Below are 19,015 nucleotides of genomic sequence, written 5' to 3'. Positions count from 1 at the left end.
AGTGTCTCAGTTAAAAAAGCGAGCATGGATAATCTTCGGTTCAGCGTCGATGTCGACGCTCCCGCGCAGCACGTCTGGACGTGAATGGACGGGCGCCTTCCACGAGGGATCGACCTACGAGGGCGGCTGGAACGAGGGTGACGAGATCCGCTTTCTTGGCCCGAACGACGACGGCAGCGTTGCGACGGTTGCTTTCCAATGGGCGGCTGATTTCTTGCCACTTTCGGTCACCCTCGCAAGCCAGCGAGTTTTTCACTTGGTCAGGGTTTGTTTCTGACCTGGCCGGTGCGATTCCCACCGCGCGGCATACGTTAATCAAACGATCGAATCTCGTTGCGCGTGCGACCTACGGATCTCAGCACCACCGGCAGAGGAGTAGAAATGTCATTCCAAGCGTACTTCGACAACATCGAAGACAAGACGGGACTGACCCCGCGCCAGTTCATCGCGCTGGCCCAGGCGAAGGGTTTCGACGATCCGTCCACGAAAGCCGGGGTGATCGTCGATTGGCTAAAAGCGGACTTCGACTTGGGCCGCGGCCATGCCATGGCGCTGGTGCACGTCATCAAGAACGGCGAAAAGATCGACACCAAGCATGTGGGTACCGGTACGGCGCACAGCGACCCATCCGACACGCTGTGGCTCGACGGGAAGCAGAACCGCCCCGCGTGAGCCATTCGCACCTGGCCGCCGCTGTTCGTTTGGACGGCTCTCAGCTCCCGCTGACCGTTCGGTTTGGGGGCACTACGCCTCACGCTTCGTGCGGGGCCAGGTGGCGGGGTTCCTCTCCCAAGACCGGGAAGGCCCTGTTAGGATCGCCTGCCAGCAGGGCGGCGCCGCGATTTCGATTCCACGCTCATCCGACGGATCGGAGAAACGTCAGCGTGCGGTGCAGTAGCAGCGCGGCCGCGGCCGCGTCGTACGACGGCAACGAGCTGTCGGCGAAATAGTGTTTGTCGCCGGGATAGAGGAAAAGCTCAGCGGAACCAGTCGACTCCACGAGCACCCGTGCTGCGTTGATATCGCCCTCGCCGACGAAGATCGGATCGGCGTTCATGCCGTGCACTTGTACCGGCACGCCGTCGGGCCAGGCGGAGCCGAACTCCGAGACTGGGACGCAGCTACCTCCCACCCATCGCAGCCGAGAGCAACTACTACTCACAAACGCCCACCATCACCGTGATGGAAAGGACCTACCCAAGCCTCCACAAAACCCGGGGCGAGACACTTGAGCAAGGACTGAGCCGGCCATCCGGCCACCGGCGGCCATGCTACGCGTTCAGCGCGATGGTCAGCCGTTCGATTCCAAGGTCAGCCCCGTCGATGGCGGGGACGATTGTCCCATCCATTCGGATGGCCCCGATCGCGTTACCGAGCAGCTGGCGGTCCCGCTTGCTCATCTGCACGGCCAGCTGGTCTCCACGGGTGACCAGGGTGCTGAGGACGGCGAAGTCTATGAGATGCCGTTTGACGCCCTGGTCAAGCGGCACGGTGAATGCGGCAGCTTTGAGGACGAGTGCTCCGAGCAGGTTCGGCCGCCAGATCTGGGCCTGGCGCCCGTCATGGTCGACGGTGACCAGCTCGGCTCGGTCGATTGCTTGGTTGGATCCTCGGGCTTCCAGGGTGGTGCCGCCTGTGACTCCTCGTCGTGCTGCGGCCTTCTCACCGACGCGCTCGGCGATGAGGACGTCGATGGTGGCATCGCCACGGGTCCACCGGTGCTGATGGCCTTCTGGGCTTTCACCGGCGGACTCGAAGCCGATGTCAACGAGGGCCTTGGTGACCTGATGGAGGATGGTCGGCTGCGCGCGCACATCCAGGACAGCATCCGCGTCGTCGGTCGGCCGGTTCGGCGTGGTGTCGCGTTCGACGCACCAGAGGTGCACCATCTGGCCGCCAACCAGGCACCAGTTATTGGGCACCTTCTCGGATAGGTCGAAAAGGGCGTGCCAAGCCAGCGAGGACCTCGGACCGAGTACCGGCATGTCGATGACGGTCATCGGTTGCTCAGCAGTTCCTTGATCCGCTGGCTTTCGCGTGGACCGGCGTGGTCGGCGAGGTCAGCGAGGACAAGGCCCAGCGGCCCTCGCCCGTCGGCGTCAGCTTGGACGCGAGCCAGGTGGAGCCAGACATTCGCGTTCTTCGCCTTCACCAACAGGTACTCGTTGATGAGCTGCTGGGCGATCTCGGGGTCAACATACGCTTCAACCTCATGTTCGCTGCTGAGCCCCGCGCGGTCGTCACTGATTCCGGAGAGGACTATTCGCTTGTCGCTGCGGAGGTCACCGAGATCATCGGCGTTCGCGTGCAAGGCACGGACCGGTGCGCGATTCCGGAGCCAGCTGGCAAGGAGGAGGGCCGGCGCATTGCTTTCTGCGAGGGCAGCGCACTTGCGATTCAGGAGCCAGCGAGCCTTCGCCTCCATGTTCTCGGGTTCGACGCCCGACAGCAGAGCGATGAGCGACCATGAGTTGGCCGGGCTCAGCGGGCGGGAGAGCGGAGGCTGCCGACGGAGCTCCGACTCGTCGATTCCCCAGCTTGAGCCGATCTTCTCGGCATCGACCTTGCCCTCGCGGATCAGCTGGTGCACGCGCGCGACAGAGATGTCCTGGCGGGCGGCGTACTCTTTCACACTCAACATGTCACAAGGGTACAACCGCTGAAACCCTTGTGACAAGCGACAGCACCAATGAATGTGTCAGGCTCGTCCAGATGAGGGACGGCCCAAATCCCGGCCCCGCAGCGCGACCACCTCCGTCGCGCCCTGGTCCGCCAAGCCCCTGTGCAGTCCTGTCACACGAGGTTTCTGGGTCATGACGGGGGGAGCCGGCGCACAGTCGTGGAATGACCGCGGACCCGACGCGGTCCTGACCGGCGCACCGCGCGTCACCTCGGCAGCCGCGTCGCAAAGCTCGGGCAACTCGCCAACTAAACTGGTCGTTTGCCCACGGAAGGAACCTCAATGAGCATGGAAGGCGCGGCCTGGAGCTCGCTGCACAAGATCTCGACCGCCAGGGACGGCAAGCACGGCTTCTCCCGTGAGTCCGTGCGGCGGATCATGACGTTCGCGGTGCCCTACCGGTCCAAGCTGCTGATCTTCATCGCCCTCTCCATCGTGGGAGCTTTCCTCGCGGTCGCGACGCCGGTACTCGCCGGCCAGGTGGTCGACGTCATCGTCGCCCAGGGCGAGGTCACCACGATCGTTTGGCTCGCCGTCGTCATCGCCCTCGTGGCCGTGGCCGACGCCGCCGTGTCACTCGTGACGCGCTGGTACTCGGCGCGGATCGGCGAGGGCGTGATTTTGGACCTCCGCACCTCCGTCTTCAACCACGTGCAGAAGATGCCGATCGCGTTCTTCACCCGCACGCGGACGGGCGCCCTCGTGAGCCGCCTCAACAACGATGTGATCGGCGCCCAGCAGGCCTTCAGCGGCACGCTGTCCGGCGTGGTCACGAACCTCGTGGCGCTGACGCTCACCCTGATCGTCATGCTCAGCACGTCCTGGCTCGTGACGGTTCTCGCCATGATCATGCTCCCCATCTTCCTGGTACCCGCGCGCCGCATGGGCAGCCGCCTCGCCGCGCTGCGCCGCGAGGCCGCCGATCACAATTCCGCCATGAGCACGCAGATGACCGAGCGCTTCTCCGCGCCCGGCGCCACCCTCGTCAAGCTGTTCGGCCGGCCCGACGAGGAGGCCGAGGAGTTCCGCGTCCGCGCCGCCCGCGTCCGCGACATCGGGGTCCGGACCGCGATGCTGCAGTTCGTCTTCTTCACCGCACTGATGCTCGTCTCCGCACTCGCCCTCGCCCTCGTGTACGGGCTCGGCGGCTCCCTCGCACTCGCCGGCCAGCTGAATACCGGTGACGTGGTCACCCTGGCGCTCCTCCTCACCCGCCTCTACGCGCCGCTCACCAGCCTCGCAAACGCACGGGTGGAGATCATGAGCGCGGTGGTCAGCTTCGAGCGCGTCTTCGAGGTGCTGGACCTCGACCCGCTCATCAAGGAGAAGCCCGACGCCGTCGCCGTCCCCGAAGGCCCAGTGGCCGTCGAGTTCGACAACGTCCGCTTCGCCTACCCGTCCGCGGACAAAGTGTCCCTCGCCTCTCTCGAGGAGGTTGCCACGCTAGACACCCGCGGCGGCGAGGAGGTGCTGCACGGCGTGTCCTTCAGGATTGAGCCGGGGCAGACCGTTGCCCTCGTTGGTACGTCCGGTGCCGGCAAGTCCACAATTGCGCAGCTCCTCTCGCGCCTGTATGACGTCGACAGCGGCGCCGTGCGCCTCGCGGGGACGGATGTCCGCGATGTCACTTTCGTCTCCATGCGGCACAGCCTGGGCATGGTGACGCAAGACGGCCACCTGTTCCACGAGACCATCCTCTCCAATCTGCGCCTCGCGAGGCCGGAGGCGTCCGACGACGAGGTGTGGGACGCCGTCCGCCGTGCGCGGCTCGAGCCGCTCATCCGGTCCCTGCCGGACCAGCTGGACACCATGGTCGGAGAGCGTGGCTACCGGCTGTCCGGGGGTGAGCGCCAGCGGATGACCATCGCGAGGCTCCTGCTCGCCCAGCCGCGCGTCGTCATCCTCGACGAGGCGACGGCGGCGCTGGACTCGACGTCTGAGGCCGCCGTGCAGGCGGCGCTCAGCGAGGCGCTCGAGGGACGGACGGCGATGGTGATCGCACACCGCCTCTCCACCATCCGCAGCGCGGACCTGATCCTCGTGGTTGAGGACGGCTCGATCGTGGAGCGCGGTACGCACGAGGAACTGCTGGCTGTGGGTGGGCGGTACGAGGAATTGCACCGGACCCAATTCGCCGTGCAGAAGAATGATGCGGCCGATGAGGAAGCGCTGAGCCGGACCTAGTCGCTGAGCTCGGTGCCCCTGCCCCGAGCGTCTCGGAAAGTCGTCTCATCACGTTTCGTTTGATGGGGACTGATGACGACTGGATTGACTCTGACGAGCTCCAACGAGTCAACTGGACCCGGGGCAGTACCGCACGCCCCATTCGAACTGCTCCACGCCACGCCGGCACGATCCCGTGGCCTGACAGTACGCTTGGGTCACCAGGCCCCAGAGGCGCTGAGGCGCTGAGGAGGCACCATGTTCAAGCCATCTCGATCAATCACCACGGCGATGCCGTCGGATCTCGCTATCTCGCGCGCTGCGGCCCGTCGCCCGCTTGAAGAGGTTGCAGCCGACATGGGCATCGGTCCACACCTGCTGGAACCGCACGGAAGTGCGGCGTCGAAGATCTCCCTCGATGCGATCGATGAGCTCCGTGACCGTCCACGGGCCAAGTATGTCGTCGTCACCGCAATCACGCCGACTCCACTCGGGTCGGGCAAGACGACCACCGCGGTCGGGCTCGGTCAGGGCTTCCGGCACATCGACAAGCTCGGGATCGTCGCGATACGGCAGCCGTCGATGGGGCCGACGTTCGGCATCAAGGGCGGAGCCGCTGGTGGCGGCTACGCTCAGGTGGTCCCGATGGAGGCACTGAACCTGCACCTGACCGGCGACACGCACGCCGTTACCGCGGCCCACAATCTATTGTCGGCGATGATCGGCAACCACATCCACAAGGGAAACCGTCTCGGGTTCGACCCCCATGAGATCACCTGGCGACGTGTCCTCGACGTCAACGATCGCGAGCTGCGCACCATCATCACCGGGCTCGGCGGTCCTGACGACGGCAATCCGTTCCAATCCGGTTTCGACATCACCGCAGCCAGCGAGGTGATGGCGTTGTTGTCGCTGTGCACGTCGTTGCGGGATCTCCGTGAACGGATGGGAAGAATCGTCGTCGGCTACAACCGCGGCGGCGAACCGGTGACCGCCGAGATGCTCAAGGCGGCCGGCGCCATGACCGCGATACTCAAGGACGCCATCAAGCCGAACCTGATGCAGACCGTGGAGCAGACGCCAGTGCTCGTCCACAGCGGTCCGTTCGGGAACATCGCCACCGGTAACTCCTCGGTCGTCGCCGATCTGATCGGCATCCATGCCGGCGACTACCTCATCACCGAGGCGGGGTTCGGTGCAGACATCGGCGCGGAAAAGTTCTTCAATATCAAGTGCCGTGCCTCCGGGCTGGCGCCGGATGCCGCCGTCATCGTCGCGACCGTGCGTGATCTGAAAACTCACTCAAACAAGTACCGGGTCGTCGCCGGCCGACCGCTGCCACCGGAGATGCTCGCCGAGAATCCCGACGACGTCATCGCCGGGGCAGCGAACCTGCGCCGGCAGATCGCCAACATCCGACGGCACGGAGTGACGCCGGTCATTGCGGTGAACGCATTTCCCACCGACTACGACAGTGAGCATCAAGCGATCATGGACGTCGCGGCAGAGGAAGGTGTGCGCGCGGCGATCAGCTACCACTTCACCGAAGGCGGCAGGGGTGCGGTCGAGCTGGCCGAGGCGGTTGCGGAGGCCTGCGCTGAACCGTCGAGCTTCCACCGGCTCTATCCCGACGAACTTCCCTTGGTCGACAAGATCGATGTGATCGCGCGCGAGATGTACGGCGCCGACGGCTTGGACCTCTCGCCTCTGGCAGCTCGGCAACTCGACAAGTACGAGCGGGCAGGCTTCGGCAGCCTGCCGGTGTGCATCGCCAAGACACACCTGTCCCTGTCGGCCGACCCCAAAATCAAGGGAGCACCCACCGGGTGGCGACTGCCGGTGCGTGAGGTGCGTGCGTCGATCGGGGCCGGGTTCATCTATCCCATCTGCGGCGACATGCGCACCATGCCTGGTCTCTCGTCCGCACCGGCAGCCGAACGCATCGACATCGACGACAACGGCGAGATCGTCGGGTTGTCCTGATCGGCGGACCCGGCCGGGCACGTCGGGCTTCTCGATGAAGCCTTCCCCGCCCACGAACCGGCAGTGAACGATGGTCTAAAAAGCCCGGAAGTCGAGCATCGATTCCTCGACGGCGAGAACCGACCAGGTGCCGCCCTCGGCATCCGTGAACGCGTACGCGGGGACCACCAGGACGCTCCCGTCCGGCTGCCACTGGCTGGCGAGACCGAGCTGTGCGCTGACGATCTCAACCTTGTTCACGGGCCATGAGACCGAGGTACCGGCGACTGGTGTCGCGGGTGGCTCCATCGGCGCCACCCACTCCTCGGTCGTCAACGCCTGATCACGGAGGGCCATCGGCAGAACCGTCGGTGCTCCGCTGAACCGCGGGTCTGAGAGTCGTTCGAAGCCCTCTTGCTCACTTACCACCGGGTACATCCCCAGAGCAACGACGTCGGCGAGGGCACCGTTGGCGGAGACGACACCATCTTCTGCCATCTCCAATGACCAACCTTGGTCGAGCTGCTGCCCGTCGATGACCGGTTTTGCCTCGGCGGCTCGCGTGGGAGAGCCTTCCCACACCTGAGAGGTAAATTCGAACGTGGCGGGGTCCCGGCCGGCGGCGACGAGGAGCGCGCGAAGTGCTCCGATCGCAGCGTCTTCGCTGGGCGGCTCGCTGGTCGGCTCGCAGACCTGATCACCCTCGCACTGCCACGGGTTCACCTCCGGGTTCTGGAAGTAGAAGGACAGCATGCCGTCGAGACTCACTGACAGGCTCGGGGCGCTGCCGTCCTGCGGGCCGGCGACCCAGCGGCCGTCTCGCAGTTCGACTGGTAACCCGATGCCGAGCGCCGCGGCGAGCGCGGTGACCTTGTCTGAGCTGGATGCCGAACGGGGGTCGTAGGCGTAGGACTGAGCTGTGCCCGTCTGGGTGCCAAGACTGGACGCGCTGAAGGCGTTCCGGCCGGATCCGTAGGGGTAGGTCAAGGGAGACATCTTCTGGTCGGTAGCGGCGCCAGAGCCCACGGCTGGCTCTATTCCGCCTTGCGTAACGCTTTCGGGGCCCCCGTTGGACTGCAGAGTGATGGGCGGTGCAGCGCCGTCGGCGAGGCTCATTGGCCCGCCTGTGGTCGCTCCGATCCCGTATCCCGCGCCACCCACGATCGCAATCGACGCCGCGACCGCGACGAACGGGAGCCAGCGTGGCCGTCGGCTTGCTCGTGCCTGGGCCAGGTCGGCCGCGGGTGCCGATCCGGCCATCGGTTCAGCCTCAGAACCGGTCATCCGAGCGACGACCTCGTCGGCGAACCCGGCACGCGCCTCGACATCCCCCGCTGGGTCGGCGGCACGCAGCCGGGCAACCAGGTCTCGTTGTTTGTCGTCGTCGTTCATATCGATCAGCCTCCGGAATTTTCGGTTCACCTGTTATATGTGCGGGGCGTGCCGAATCTTGCAGAAGCCCTAGAACGACATCCGCTCGCCCCAGGCTTCTCGCAATCGCTTACGCGCGCGCGACAGCGCGGCGTCCGCCCCGGATCGGGAGATACCGAGCACGCCGGCGAGCTCGGCCCCGTCGAGACCTTCCCACGCGTGCAGAAGAAGGATCTGCCGGTCTCGCTCCCCCACGCTTGCAAGCGCACCGCGGAGTTCCGCATCGAATAGGAGGTTCAATTCCGGATCGCCGTCGATTCGAACCGCACCCGACTCGGGCACCGCGTCGACGGGAAGATCGATGTGCTTCCTGCGCGAATTCGCGAGGGTGAATCCCGCCGTGCGATACAGCCACGGCAGCACCGCCTCCCGTGGCAGGTCATTGCGCCGTCGCCAAGCTGTCGCGAAGACCTCAGCGGCCAGATCCTCCTCCTGACGCGGTCCGCGGCGGGCGAAGTAGCGCACGAGCGCAGTCGAGTGCTCCCGGACGATCACGGTGAACCAGTCGACATCGGCCGCCGTCTCGGCCGGGCCCGCGCTCTCAGGCATCGCCGCTCCCTCGCTCATGTCGGCGGTGGCTGGGGTGTTGGCGATCCTCACATACTGAATATGTCGCTTCCGCCGTAAGTCTTGCACGCAGCGCCCCGAATTTTCGGAGGTCGCGTCACCATCCTGCTGACGAACTTCAACCCCCGCAAAAAACCCGCTCACAATTCAAGAATTGCGACCGAAACCGGACGCGAGAACTCTTTAAACCAGAAATCGCTCCTGAGAAGCCTCAGGAGCGATTTCTTTTTGTTTCGACCGGACCGTTTCGTGAAGAGTTTCGCGAACGCCCCCTTTGGTGGGTTGTTTGCGAAAGCCAGCAGGGCGCGGATCGTCGGTGACTGTGGAACCCTGTTTCCTCCGCAGCCCTCGTTCTTTTCCTACACCACTGCCGAGGTGCCGACCTCCGACCCGGGTCGGATCCAGCGTGAGGCGCGGCGCCGCGACCGCGACGTTACAAGCAGGTGCGACAGCCCTCAGCGCGCGCGTTACGAGCGAGTCCTGGCGCAATCAGACCTGGGTGCACTGGGTGATGATGAAGTTGTCGTACGGCGGGTCCCATTCGCCATCGACCCAGTCGTTCTTGCAGTGATCGCAAAGCAGCATGTCGGCTTCCCCGTTCTTGGGATACGGTCCCGGGAACCAGAGCACGAGGTTCCAGACGACGGGGCCATGACCGACTCCCAAGGGCAAGTCACAAACCATGCACTCGCACGCTGGGTCGTCACCGAGGGTCATTCGGGTCAGGACGTCGACACTCGGCGCTGGCGTGGTGGGCTCGCCGGGCACGTCAGTCACGTACCGCGTCGAGCGTGAGTGCTTTCAGCTCGATCAGAGCTTCATGGACGGCCGCAGCGACTGTCGCCACGCGGATCGCAGGACGATCCCCGTGCAAAGAGAGACGCACCGAGCGCGCTCCCTGCCGCGTGGCAATGCCGACGTAGACGGTTCCCGCAGGTTGACCCGTCTGCGGATCGGGGTCAGGCCCGGCAACACCGGTAGTGGCTAGCCCCAGGTCGGCCGGGCGACCGTCGATGGAGCATGCAAGGCGAGCACCATCGGCCATCTGCTCGGCGACGAGCGGGTCCACGGGGCCGGACTGAGCCAGCCGTTTGGCGTCGACACCGAGCAGGGTCTGCTTCAACTGGGTGTGGTAGGACACGATGCCGCCGCTGAACACGAGCGACGCCCCGGGCACGCTGACAAGCTCCCCGGCGAGCAGTCCACCGGTCAGGGACTCGGCAGTCGCCACCGTGAGCCCATGCTCGGTGAGTGTCTTGATGAGCGTGGCTGTCGCCGTCTGGATCATGCGCCGTCTTTCGAGTCGATCAGGCTGAGTGGGTTAGGGATAAGTATGCCGTCAGTTACGCCGACCTCCCGAAAGTTCTGCCGGCACCGGGCCAAACGTCAGCCCAGAAACGCAAAAATTGTGTGCTAAGCAGGGAGTTCATGGTCTGCCATGACCGGGAAGCGAGGACCACGATGACTATCGGAAGTAACTTTCCGCCAGTGTGTGACGACGTGCACCATTTCAACCGCGAATTGATGGCATGGCTCGCACGGAGCCCCTCTGGTGACGGTTTTGGTAAGTCCCACGATTCGGTGGTGACCACTGTTCCGATTGGGAACGAGCGGTGCCAACTACGCGGTGACACCACTCGAGCTGGAGTGGTCGCGTACCTCCAACTCGCTTTCCACGGCGCTGCGACCTACTTCGTTGTGCCGAGCACCCACCAGGGAGTCATTCATCGAGTAACGGTCGGTAGCCCATCCGATCGCATCCAGGGCTTCTATCTATACACGGGTGAGGCCCATGACGAGGCGCAGGTGATTTCGGCTGCGGACGGCACCGCGTTCGGTTGGCGTGAAGTCTGCTTCAAGCTTCTCGATGCCGTTGCCCTGCTGCATGCCAGGGGGCACCAGCGCCTTCGCGTGCTACCGAACCTCGGCGGACCGATGGCCAGCTGGCGGTTGGTCGTGGTTCTCGCGGAGGACATCACCTATCGGGACCAGTTCCCGCACTGGGAGTTCGACTCGACCGTCTTCTCCTACTCAAGTGCGGCAGAAACTCGGGCCGGTGCACTCGAGATTCGCCCTGACACCACACTGGACGTGATCGCTCACGAGATTCTGGCCGGCGCTACCGATGCTGGCATGGGCATCGACTGGGCCTACGCGGGTTGGTACTCGGAGCTGCTCGCAGAGTCGCACCGACTCGGAGCGCTGCCTGTTCACGACTGCGAATACGGCGACTTTCCTTACGCATCCAGTTGGGAGATTGGTGCGGGGAGCGACGTTGCGTTCCCTCCCCCGCCGCGGGCCAACGCAAAGCACGGGTTTCCCGGTGAGCTTTCAAGGAGTCCCGTCGAACTCTCCAGCGGCGCCGATCTGGTGCCGTTTACCGCTCCATCACTGCCAAAGGACGCGATCCACGGTGATATCACGAAGCTCACTGGGTTCATGGTCCTGTTCGCCCTCTTCCGAGAGATGCGCGGCGCGTTCGTCGGCCTGTATGCGCAAACCAGGAACATGGTCTATCGCCGTGAGCCCGGGTTCGGCTGGATTCCTGTCCCGACGGATGCCCCGGAGCTGCACCGCTCCGCTCGCGTTGCAGTCAACTTCCGATTCATCAAGTCTTTTGAGATCCTCGCGGCTCGGGACCAGCGGCCCAACTGGGATCTGGCCGATCAGATGCGCATCTTCAGCGAGAAGTCTTAGATTCGTTTTGAAGTTCAATCCTCGGTCTGTTCGATTATTCCTGGTCCGGAGCCACGGCAGCTCTAACGGGGTTTGGTCCAGCGACGCTACTCCTCCGCGAGGAGGTCGGCGTCAATATTGAGCACCGCAATGCGGGGGTCAAGCTGAGCCGCGAGGACGGCCGCGCTCTCGGCAAGCAACCTGGCTGATTTCATCGTTAAAGGCGCCGGCCGTCCGTTCACCGCCACATCTGTCGCAATCGCGAAGTCCACCTGGCCGCGCGCACCCAGATGTTCGAGTAGGGCCTTGAACATGCGTCTGCTGGTTCGGTTCGGACGCTTACCGTCTGCCTTTGATCTGCGGTACTGACCGGCTCGCTTCGCAAGCGACTTGCCTTCACCGATGTACAACGTACGGATGCCTGACTCGTCCTGGCCAAAATCGAAACGATAGAGACCGGGAGCGTCCGGAAGCGCTGGAAACCGTGGCACGCCCTTGGCATCCAAGGTAACTACGCCGGCCAGTCGCCATGTGAATGTGACCGACGCTCCGACGGCGTCAAGCAAGGGCAAGCTTGCGACCTCAAATGAGGCTGCCCGGGGTCGAGAACGTACTACCGGTAACGTCGCTGTCCTCCCTGCCGTGCCCCCTTGATATCCCGCCCGGCGGAAATGGCGCCGCGCAGCAGAAGACCGTACCGGAGGTTGCTGAACACCAATTGCGATCCGCATCGCCTGGTTGACCGGCCATCGCATTCCCCGCAGTTCAACCCAGTGTTTGTGGATGGCTTCGGGCGATTGGCTGTCGAAGTTGGATTCAATCACTTCGGGATCGAGGCAGAAGCGCTCTCCGTGATGGGTGAAACCGTACATGTGCATCCCTTTCGGTCGTCGTCGCTAGTCCCGAGCTGGGTCAGCCCTGCCTTTCTGGCCGTCAGTTGCCGACTGAGTGGAAACGATGGCGGCCAGCAAACCAAAGGCCCGTCTTGCGCGAGCGGCGATAGGTTCCGACGAACCCGATCGACTGGACGTAGACATCAATGCGCCAGGACGCACCACTCGGATGAGGCAGTTTCCCGGCCAGTTCCACCAGACCGCGGTACCAGCCGAAGGCACTCGTCGATATGTAGACCCCACGCCGGCCAGCTTGGTTTGTGACGGTCAGCGCTGCCTCGTAGTGATCGGCAGAAGGAGCCGCGGCGTGGTCGCCGCCCTCCAGATGTTTACCATGCGGAGTCGTTCCGCCGGATTCCGGTTCTTGACGCGCCGCTTGCAGCCGGCGCTCCCACTCGGATGTAAGGGAGTCCGGCTGGCCGTCATAATTCGTCCACTCAGCAAGTGCCTGGTGATCGAACGACTTGAGCCGGTCGTGACACCACTCTGCATATGCCAGGAGTGTTCCGTCCCGCTCCCAGACGGCGTTGAGCAGTGCTAGGCGCGGGTCATCGATTGGCTTGCCGGCGTCATACCACCAACGCAAACCTCTGTCGTGGCGGGTCCATCCGAACGAGTAGGTGAGGAAGCTTTGCAGGGCAGTCCAGTAACCGAGGTACTGCATGAAGTCCACGTCGGATCGCGGTGCGGCGGGCATCGGTGCACCGATGGAGGGCGTGCTCACGGCACGATATGGAAGTGGCACCGCCCAGCACCATTCCCATTGACCGCCCACTTGTGGATCGAGTTCATGGTGGTTGACCGTCCCGAGTCTCGGCTGCTCCACCCGCGTGAGGAAGTACTCACCCATCGATGACCCCATTCCTTTGGTTCGGCACGCAAACAGTTGTCGAAGTGCGCGCACTCCTTGGGAGCTTCATGAGCGCCTACGCCGCCCGCTCTCATCGATCAAAACGTCGCGTTCTGCCCCACGCCCACTTGGTCAGCTTCTAGCCGCTCAGATCAGAGTTGTTCCGCGTCATGGAGGGCTATCCAGCTCCGGCTTTTCGACACGCCTTAGTCGATGAAGGTGGCGCGGATGCCCAGAGTGTCGAACGTAGCGGTCAACATAGCCTTGGTGTTCGCAGTCGCCCGTTTCCGCAGCTCTGATTCCTCCGCGGCGGCAGTCATGTCCTTTTCGGCGCGAAGGTACAACTTCGCCTCCTGAGGCAGCTCGATGAAGTCGGAGATTTTGTCGAAAGTGGTTCGAGTATCGACCACATGGGACTTGGCGTGGTCGATGTTGGGCTTTTCGAGCTCCGGCTCGGGCAGTCGGACCGTCACCGCCTTGCCGTCCTCGGACAGCGTCATGTCCTTGTCAGCGAGGCCAGACAGGTCGACATAGGCGTCGACCGTGCCCACCGCGACAAACAGCGTCCGCCGGCCGGGAATGATGCCTGGGACCCTCGCGACTTCGTCCTGGATATCGATCACCTTTTCGAAATTGGCGACCGCGGCCTCGTACCGGCTGAGATTCTGGATGGACATCAGCACAGCGGGCTGACTCCGATCTGTCTGCGGCGGCTGGAACGGGCTGAATCCATACTCGTTCGCCACACCGAGCCCGGCAAGCGCCACTACCGCACCCACCACCACGAAAGCTATGCGTTTGAACAAAATCAATGTGGTCATCGGATCCCCCTAGCCGTTGAAACGGCCCGGGTTTTCCTGTCGGCGGCGCCGAGTGAGCTGTTTCGATCTCAGCTTATTGTGTGTGCTCGACCTTGACCGACGCGCGCATGCTGAACTCGCCGTGGCCTCCAAGTCGGCCGCGCCCCCAGACCTTAAGGTGAAGCACTTCCGATGACGTGAACGTAGCGGCCCAGGTCTTCAGCATCCCCAAATATGGGACGGCGCCGAGAAGTTGCGGGCGCACGCAAGGTACCTGATCGGCCCACTCCAAGGCCAGTGCACCGGGGCTCCAGACCGCCGAGTTGTGGGATCGGATGGCGCTGCGACCGTGGTGACTGCCAGAAAGAATCGATCAATCGACGGGGAACATCGCACTCGCAGTGCGGCCGATAACGGTGGTCATGGTCGCGTCCACCGCACCGCCGATCACGCCACCTACGAGCGGTACACCCTTGGACAAGGTGACGAGCGCACGCTTCGTGCCGAACTTGGCCAGAAGCATGAAACCGGCCTTCTTGTTGATCTCGCGAATCAGCACTATCGGGAGCTTCTTGATCGCCTGAATCGCCACCTTCGCTCCAGCCGCGATGCCAAATGTCTTCACGATCTGCTGTGCGTTCGAGCCCACCGCGATTAGAGTGACCACCGTGCGGACGTGGGGGTCCTTGGGGTCGTAGCCTCGCAGGTAGGCGATGGCAGCTGTGAGACGCGCATTGATCACGAGTGCGCCTGCCATGTTCGCGGGGACAGTAATTGGCATCGCGATGAAGCCACCGAGCCCGGTTACGAAACCGTTTACACTGGCGGCTTCCACCGACTCGATGATCAGCCTCTTGATCGCCTTCTCGATATCATCGTGCTCGTCCGACCTAACCTTCCGTGTTGGGTTGGCATTGTGCTCGTAGCGGGTTCCTTGGACGCGGGCGAGACGATCTTCCGCCCACGTGATCGACCCTGTCAGCGGACCGACACCAGTGTCAATCACTGTACCGACCAGCTTCAGAAGCTGCCCAGACGCCCTTTCGGCGGCAGTCGTCGTCTCCTCATCGGAAACGGGAGTCTCCTCATCGGCAACAGGTGTCTCCTCGGCGGGAGCCGTCGCCTCCTCCGCCGTAAGCGTGGCCTCGTCGGAGGTAGCGGTCGGTGTCGCCTCGGGCATGAGTGAGGTCGTGCTGGACATGGCGATTCCTATCTGAAGTTCTTACGTGGATTTGCCCGAGATGGGAAGCGCAACGTCGGAGTGACCTTGGCTCGCTCGTAGGCGGCAATGCCGCTTGAGCAAAGACCGCGTTCTGGTTTGAGTATTGCAGCTCGAACTCTGCGGGGCTGACCAGGCGGAGGGACGTGTGTCCGCACCGCCGTTTGCGTCGTTCCCGGGCATGCCAGATCGACTCAACCTCTTCACAGGGCGAGGAGCATCCGGAAACAAGAAATCGCTCTTGAGAATTCTCAGGAGCGATTTCTGTTTGTGTGTTTGGTTTAGTTTGGTGGGCTGTTTTCTACAGCGCCTATGAATCCCCATCTCCTCTGCCGGCTTCGGTCTTTTCCTCCGCCGCTTGATCTTTCGACTTGAATGCGTCGCTGGCGACGAATGAATATGTGCACGCTGACGGACAAACGGATGCTGTGGCGCGTGCCGAAAACGACCTGGGTGCTATCGGAGTTGGACGTTCCCTTGGTAAGCGAAATGGGTCTTCACGTCTTCAGAAACGTCGACGTTCTGGAGCTTGCTGGAACTAGGCATGAAGCCACTCAGCCCGGCAGCAGTCTCTCCCGCTTGCACGGACTTGTAGATGAATTTCAAGACGCTGTCGGCGGTTGAGTGATAGCCGTACACGACGTCATCCACCGCCGCGGTCAGAGCGTCCCAGTTACTCTTGGCACCGATCGCGGCCCCGAGAAGGTGGGCAGACTGGATTCTCGGGCCGCCCGGTTTGGTACCGAGTGTTTCGGCCGCGACCACCATTACCCTTGCTCCGAGGCTATGACCGATGAGCACGTATGACTCCGCTTCGGTGCGAGCCAGCAGGTCGCCGAGGATGACCCCCGTCTTGTCGGCGCGACTTTTGGCGACGTGCCAAGGGTTTGCCGCGAGGTCGCTGGCAGCCACCATGGGTCCGATAACACCGTTGAGGAACTTCGCACCTGCTTTTGTTGCTGTTGCTGCCGCTGCCTTCGCCAGGGCTACAGCTCCGCCCTTGCCCACGGCGCCACCCCCAAAAACAGCGAGGTCTTTGAGTTCCTTCGAGCCCCACCAGATTCGATAAACAGGGGAATCGGGATACCGTCCATTGACGATCGACTTCCAGCCTCCCCACTTGTCGATTTTGCCCTCGGTAAGAAAACCACTCGCAACGAGGACCGGCACGCCTCCTCTGCCCGGTCGCAGCAGCTCGATGCGGAACGACTTGTCCTCGCGAAGATACGCGTTGGCGACAGAGGCACCGAGCGCACCTCCAACGGCACTTCCTACAGCGGTGACAACCGCGGTGCCCCCCGCCATGCCGAGCCCGCCAGCTGCAAGACTCCCTCCTCCCAGCAATGCGAGGCCATGCGAAGTAGCGGCGGCGCCGGACAGCCCGCCGAACACGCCCAGCGAACCGATCGCGCCGCCGATCGCGGGCATGGCGAGCAGTGTCAGCGGTATGGCAACCCCTAACGCGACGACACTGCCCACAGCGATCTTGGACGCCGCGCCGAGATCGGGCTTGTCGTAACGCAGGAAGTCTTCATAGTCGTGAAGCTCCCCTATGGTTCCCTGAGACTTCTCGAAGCCCGGGATCTCGTGACAATGCTCGGCGCAGAACAGCGGGATGCGGATCGCGCCTCGATCCCTCACAGCCATGTTGTCGCAACCCACCGCGACGCAGGGCAGCGTCGGCGTACCGCATCCTTGACACACGTAGGCCGGAAGCTGACCGACTGGACGATTCGACTTTCGATGTTCGTTCACGGCGAAGCACGACGAGCACCACGCCTGTTTTACGTCGAGCAGCGAAACGTCGTCAGCAACGTCAGCGATCCACTGCGCGGTGTCGGCATAGGCATCCGCGCGTTTCTGTGCGATCTTCCTCGCCTCATCTGCTTGTTTCAGGGCCACTTTTTGCTCGGCCGGATCAGCCAACCTCAGTGCGTCGGCGTTCGACACCGTTCGAGCCGCAAACCAGGTTTTTGCGAACGCCCACATGTTGCTGCGCAACGCGGGGTTCTCGGCGAGCACGCCACCACTGTCAACTTCAGGCTCCAGGTCGGTTAGGTCGCCGACAAGGGCGAGGGTGGCGCCCTGATCTGAGACCACGTCCACCCTGAGTCGGGTTCCTTCGATGACATGGACGTGAAGAGAGCTAGGCATGGCTTGATCGTCCCACAGCGGAGAGTGCCTGGCCGTCTCGAAACGCTGGGTTGAAATTGCGATCTGTCATCGACGGTTGAATACCCAGCCAGAATCGACGGTTGAAAACTAGTCCACTCGACCAGGGCCCGGGGACTCCCCTAATAGTGGTTGGTGGCCCCGTTTTCAGTTGGCGTTAACACCCGAGGGGCGGCCGGCCATCTCGCGAGACACCGCGGAGCCGGCCGGTCGCTCGCGTCGAAGGCTCAGCCGATGAGTACGGCGGGGATTCTTCAGGTCCGATAACGCCCGGTTATGTCAGCAGGTCCGAAACCCGCCAGTGCGTGGCTCGACCATAGCCATCGGACCATGTGGGCCTCACCGCAGTCACCACCAGGCACCGCTGGTGGTGGGCACAAATCTGGGGAATGAGTCTCGTCGGTAGTCCGGAAGCCTGCGGAGGTACCCGTCCTCCTCCAGACGATAGAGGTAGCGGGCGACTTGTTTGAACGCGTCCGGTTGGCCCATGTTTACGCCGCGTCGAATGATCGCGTTGTACGCATCACGCGTTCCGAACTCTTTGTCTCGGCCAGCGATCAAGTCGAAGTAGACAACGCATTGCCACCGCATGAGCCGCACCGAAGGTGCAGTTGGGTTCTCGTTCATCTCGATGCGGTCCCTCAGGAAACCGCCGAAGTACGCCGCAATTGAAGCGAGCGCTTCGCTTCGGCCCCACCGTTCGACTGATTCAAAGAGCCGCCGAATCTTCTCCTGCTCGGGTCGACGTCGTTCCTCCCACTTCTTCTGGCGTGCAATCTTTTCCAGCCGAGTGCGCTCTCTCCGTTCTGCGGCGCGCCTCCGCTCTGACTCGTTGTGCCGGCGAAGGTTGTCGGTGCGCGCATAGAGCCCATCTAGCCAGTCGCCGCCCAACCCTCTGCCATTCGTCGGTCTGAACTCTGCCAGTGGCCGCAGATCAAGAATGGCGTCCTTTAGTACGTCGCAAACTTGAACTTCTTCATCGCCGTAGCCATCCAGGGCTTCCTCGAACACGCGACCCTGGCCAACTGCGACAGCAATCAATTCCAGCTCTGGGTTGATGAACATTAGTGCGGAGCCCACTGCAACGACGGCTTCGTGTGTCGGGTTGATGGCTACGGTGCCGTCTGGGCGTAGCTGGAGTTGCTTACCCGTGTGACCGAACAGCCAGACGTCAGCAATATGCTGCCGACGATAGGATTCGTGCCGGTTCCGCCAAGCATCTGGGGTGATCGGGCTGTATTGAATTTCAAATGCGACGCGGTCACCTGCCGGCCCCGTGAGCAGGACGTCTGCGCGGCGCTCCCCCAGCTCGTTCGTGTATTCCTCTCGCTTGACGTGCGACTTCGGGAACTTTCGCCGCAGCCATTCTTCGATAAGAGCGCAGCCCTGCGAATGAAATATCGACTCTCGCGAGTGACCTCCGCCGTCGGACATGTGCTGGAGACCGTCGCGCTTCTTAGTGCGGTGGGCCGTTGTAAGTGGAGCCCGGCAGCCCGGAATTTGTCAAGGTGAATGAGGCCAGCGTGAGTTTAGGCGGCTAGTTTCGGCTCTTCTTCTTGTGCGTCGGCTGGCTTGTTGATCCAGGCCGCGTCGGGGGTGGCG

Annotated in this window: 18 protein-coding genes; 5 read left to right on the top strand and 13 right to left on the bottom strand. The window is 63.2% G+C overall.

Annotated elements, in window-relative coordinates:
- Window positions 1-49 precede the first annotated feature (49 nt).
- Together E3T24_RS02635 and E3T24_RS02630 are read left to right on the top strand one after the other, a co-directional pair.
- The gene (locus tag E3T24_RS02635; RefSeq protein ID WP_134405009.1) at window positions 50-277 is read left to right on the top strand and encodes a hypothetical protein; all 228 of its coding nucleotides are present in this window, start codon (window positions 50-52) and stop codon (window positions 275-277) included.
- Between the two features lie 104 nt (window positions 278-381).
- Window positions 382-672 carry a DUF4287 domain-containing protein gene (locus E3T24_RS02630; protein ID WP_134434257.1) on the top strand — a complete coding sequence of 97 codons (291 nt, stop codon included), beginning with the start codon at window positions 382-384 and terminating at the stop codon, window positions 670-672.
- 184 nt (window positions 673-856) lie between these two features.
- Here the strand turns inward: E3T24_RS02630 and E3T24_RS02625 are convergent, their stop codons facing one another.
- The 3 genes from E3T24_RS02625 to E3T24_RS02615 all read right to left on the bottom strand — a co-directional run bounded on the left by E3T24_RS02625 (window position 857) and on the right by E3T24_RS02615 (window position 2,632).
- Entirely contained in the window at window positions 857-1,066 is a 210-nt protein-coding gene (locus E3T24_RS02625; protein WP_255572884.1) for a dienelactone hydrolase family protein, read from the bottom strand.
- A gap of 205 nt (window positions 1,067-1,271) precedes the next feature.
- Window positions 1,272-2,000, bottom strand: coding sequence for a hypothetical protein (locus E3T24_RS02620; protein WP_134434256.1), 729 nt, complete (start codon window positions 1,998-2,000; stop codon window positions 1,272-1,274).
- Entirely contained in the window at window positions 1,997-2,632 is a 636-nt protein-coding gene (locus E3T24_RS02615) for a hypothetical protein (RefSeq protein WP_134368089.1), read from the bottom strand. Before E3T24_RS02615 ends, E3T24_RS02620 begins: the two co-directional genes overlap by 4 nt.
- A 330-nt stretch (window positions 2,633-2,962) precedes the next feature.
- On the opposite strand from E3T24_RS02615, the gene E3T24_RS02610 reads away from it, so the two are divergent.
- Together E3T24_RS02610 and E3T24_RS02605 are read left to right on the top strand one after the other, a co-directional pair.
- A complete protein-coding gene (locus tag E3T24_RS02610; RefSeq protein WP_134368090.1) occupies window positions 2,963-4,864 on the top strand; it encodes an ABC transporter ATP-binding protein in 1,902 nt (633 codons plus the stop codon).
- A gap of 237 nt (window positions 4,865-5,101) precedes the next feature.
- Window positions 5,102-6,826 carry a formate--tetrahydrofolate ligase gene (locus E3T24_RS02605; protein ID WP_198416886.1) on the top strand — a complete coding sequence of 575 codons (1,725 nt, stop codon included), beginning with the start codon at window positions 5,102-5,104 and terminating at the stop codon, window positions 6,824-6,826.
- Between the two features lie 75 nt (window positions 6,827-6,901).
- Here E3T24_RS02605 and E3T24_RS02600 read toward each other — a convergent pair whose 3' ends face one another.
- The 4 genes from E3T24_RS02600 to E3T24_RS02585 all read right to left on the bottom strand — a co-directional run bounded on the left by E3T24_RS02600 (window position 6,902) and on the right by E3T24_RS02585 (window position 10,091).
- Window positions 6,902-8,197: a hypothetical protein gene (locus tag E3T24_RS02600; RefSeq protein ID WP_134434255.1), complete on the bottom strand. Its 1,296-nt coding sequence runs from the start codon at window positions 8,195-8,197 to the stop codon at window positions 6,902-6,904.
- 69 nt (window positions 8,198-8,266) lie between these two features.
- Complete coding sequence (locus E3T24_RS02595) at window positions 8,267-8,785, bottom strand: sigma-70 family RNA polymerase sigma factor (protein WP_134434254.1); 519 nt, start codon at window positions 8,783-8,785, stop codon at window positions 8,267-8,269.
- A 507-nt stretch (window positions 8,786-9,292) separates the two neighbouring features.
- The gene (locus E3T24_RS02590) at window positions 9,293-9,475 is read right to left on the bottom strand and encodes a hypothetical protein (protein ID WP_134434253.1); all 183 of its coding nucleotides are present in this window, start codon (window positions 9,473-9,475) and stop codon (window positions 9,293-9,295) included.
- 97 nt (window positions 9,476-9,572) lie between these two features.
- Window positions 9,573-10,091, bottom strand: coding sequence for a nicotinamide-nucleotide amidohydrolase family protein (locus E3T24_RS02585; protein ID WP_134434252.1), 519 nt, complete (start codon window positions 10,089-10,091; stop codon window positions 9,573-9,575).
- Between the two features lie 173 nt (window positions 10,092-10,264).
- On the opposite strand from E3T24_RS02585, the gene E3T24_RS02580 reads away from it, so the two are divergent.
- Window positions 10,265-11,500, top strand: a complete 1,236-nt coding sequence (locus E3T24_RS02580) for a hypothetical protein (protein ID WP_134434251.1) — start codon at window positions 10,265-10,267, stop codon at window positions 11,498-11,500.
- A gap of 86 nt (window positions 11,501-11,586) precedes the next feature.
- On the opposite strand, the gene E3T24_RS02575 is transcribed toward E3T24_RS02580, so the two are convergent.
- From E3T24_RS02575 to E3T24_RS02550, 6 genes are all read right to left on the bottom strand, one after another.
- The gene (locus tag E3T24_RS02575; RefSeq protein ID WP_134434250.1) at window positions 11,587-12,351 is read right to left on the bottom strand and encodes a hypothetical protein; all 765 of its coding nucleotides are present in this window, start codon (window positions 12,349-12,351) and stop codon (window positions 11,587-11,589) included.
- A gap of 61 nt (window positions 12,352-12,412) precedes the next feature.
- Window positions 12,413-13,222 carry a hypothetical protein gene (locus tag E3T24_RS02570; RefSeq protein ID WP_134434249.1) on the bottom strand — a complete coding sequence of 270 codons (810 nt, stop codon included), beginning with the start codon at window positions 13,220-13,222 and terminating at the stop codon, window positions 12,413-12,415.
- A 206-nt stretch (window positions 13,223-13,428) separates the two neighbouring features.
- The gene (locus E3T24_RS02565; RefSeq protein WP_134434248.1) at window positions 13,429-14,043 is read right to left on the bottom strand and encodes a DUF4230 domain-containing protein; all 615 of its coding nucleotides are present in this window, start codon (window positions 14,041-14,043) and stop codon (window positions 13,429-13,431) included.
- A 352-nt stretch (window positions 14,044-14,395) separates the two neighbouring features.
- Window positions 14,396-15,223, bottom strand: a complete 828-nt coding sequence (locus E3T24_RS02560; RefSeq protein ID WP_241978594.1) for an EcsC family protein — start codon at window positions 15,221-15,223, stop codon at window positions 14,396-14,398.
- Between the two features lie 474 nt (window positions 15,224-15,697).
- On the bottom strand, window positions 15,698-17,347 hold the full coding sequence (locus tag E3T24_RS02555; protein ID WP_198419666.1) for a DUF726 domain-containing protein: 1,650 nt from the start codon (window positions 17,345-17,347) through the stop codon (window positions 15,698-15,700).
- Between the two features lie 414 nt (window positions 17,348-17,761).
- A complete protein-coding gene (locus E3T24_RS02550; RefSeq protein WP_134434246.1) occupies window positions 17,762-18,847 on the bottom strand; it encodes a competence protein CoiA family protein in 1,086 nt (361 codons plus the stop codon).
- Window positions 18,848-19,015 lie beyond the last annotated feature (168 nt).

Origin of the sequence: Cryobacterium sp. TmT2-59, from assembly GCF_004403545.1 — a bacterium.
Classification (GTDB): Bacteria; Actinomycetota; Actinomycetes; order Actinomycetales; family Microbacteriaceae; genus Cryobacterium; species Cryobacterium shii.
The sequence above is the reverse complement of the archived record's forward strand: the minus strand, read 5'-3'. Positions and strand labels throughout refer to the sequence as shown.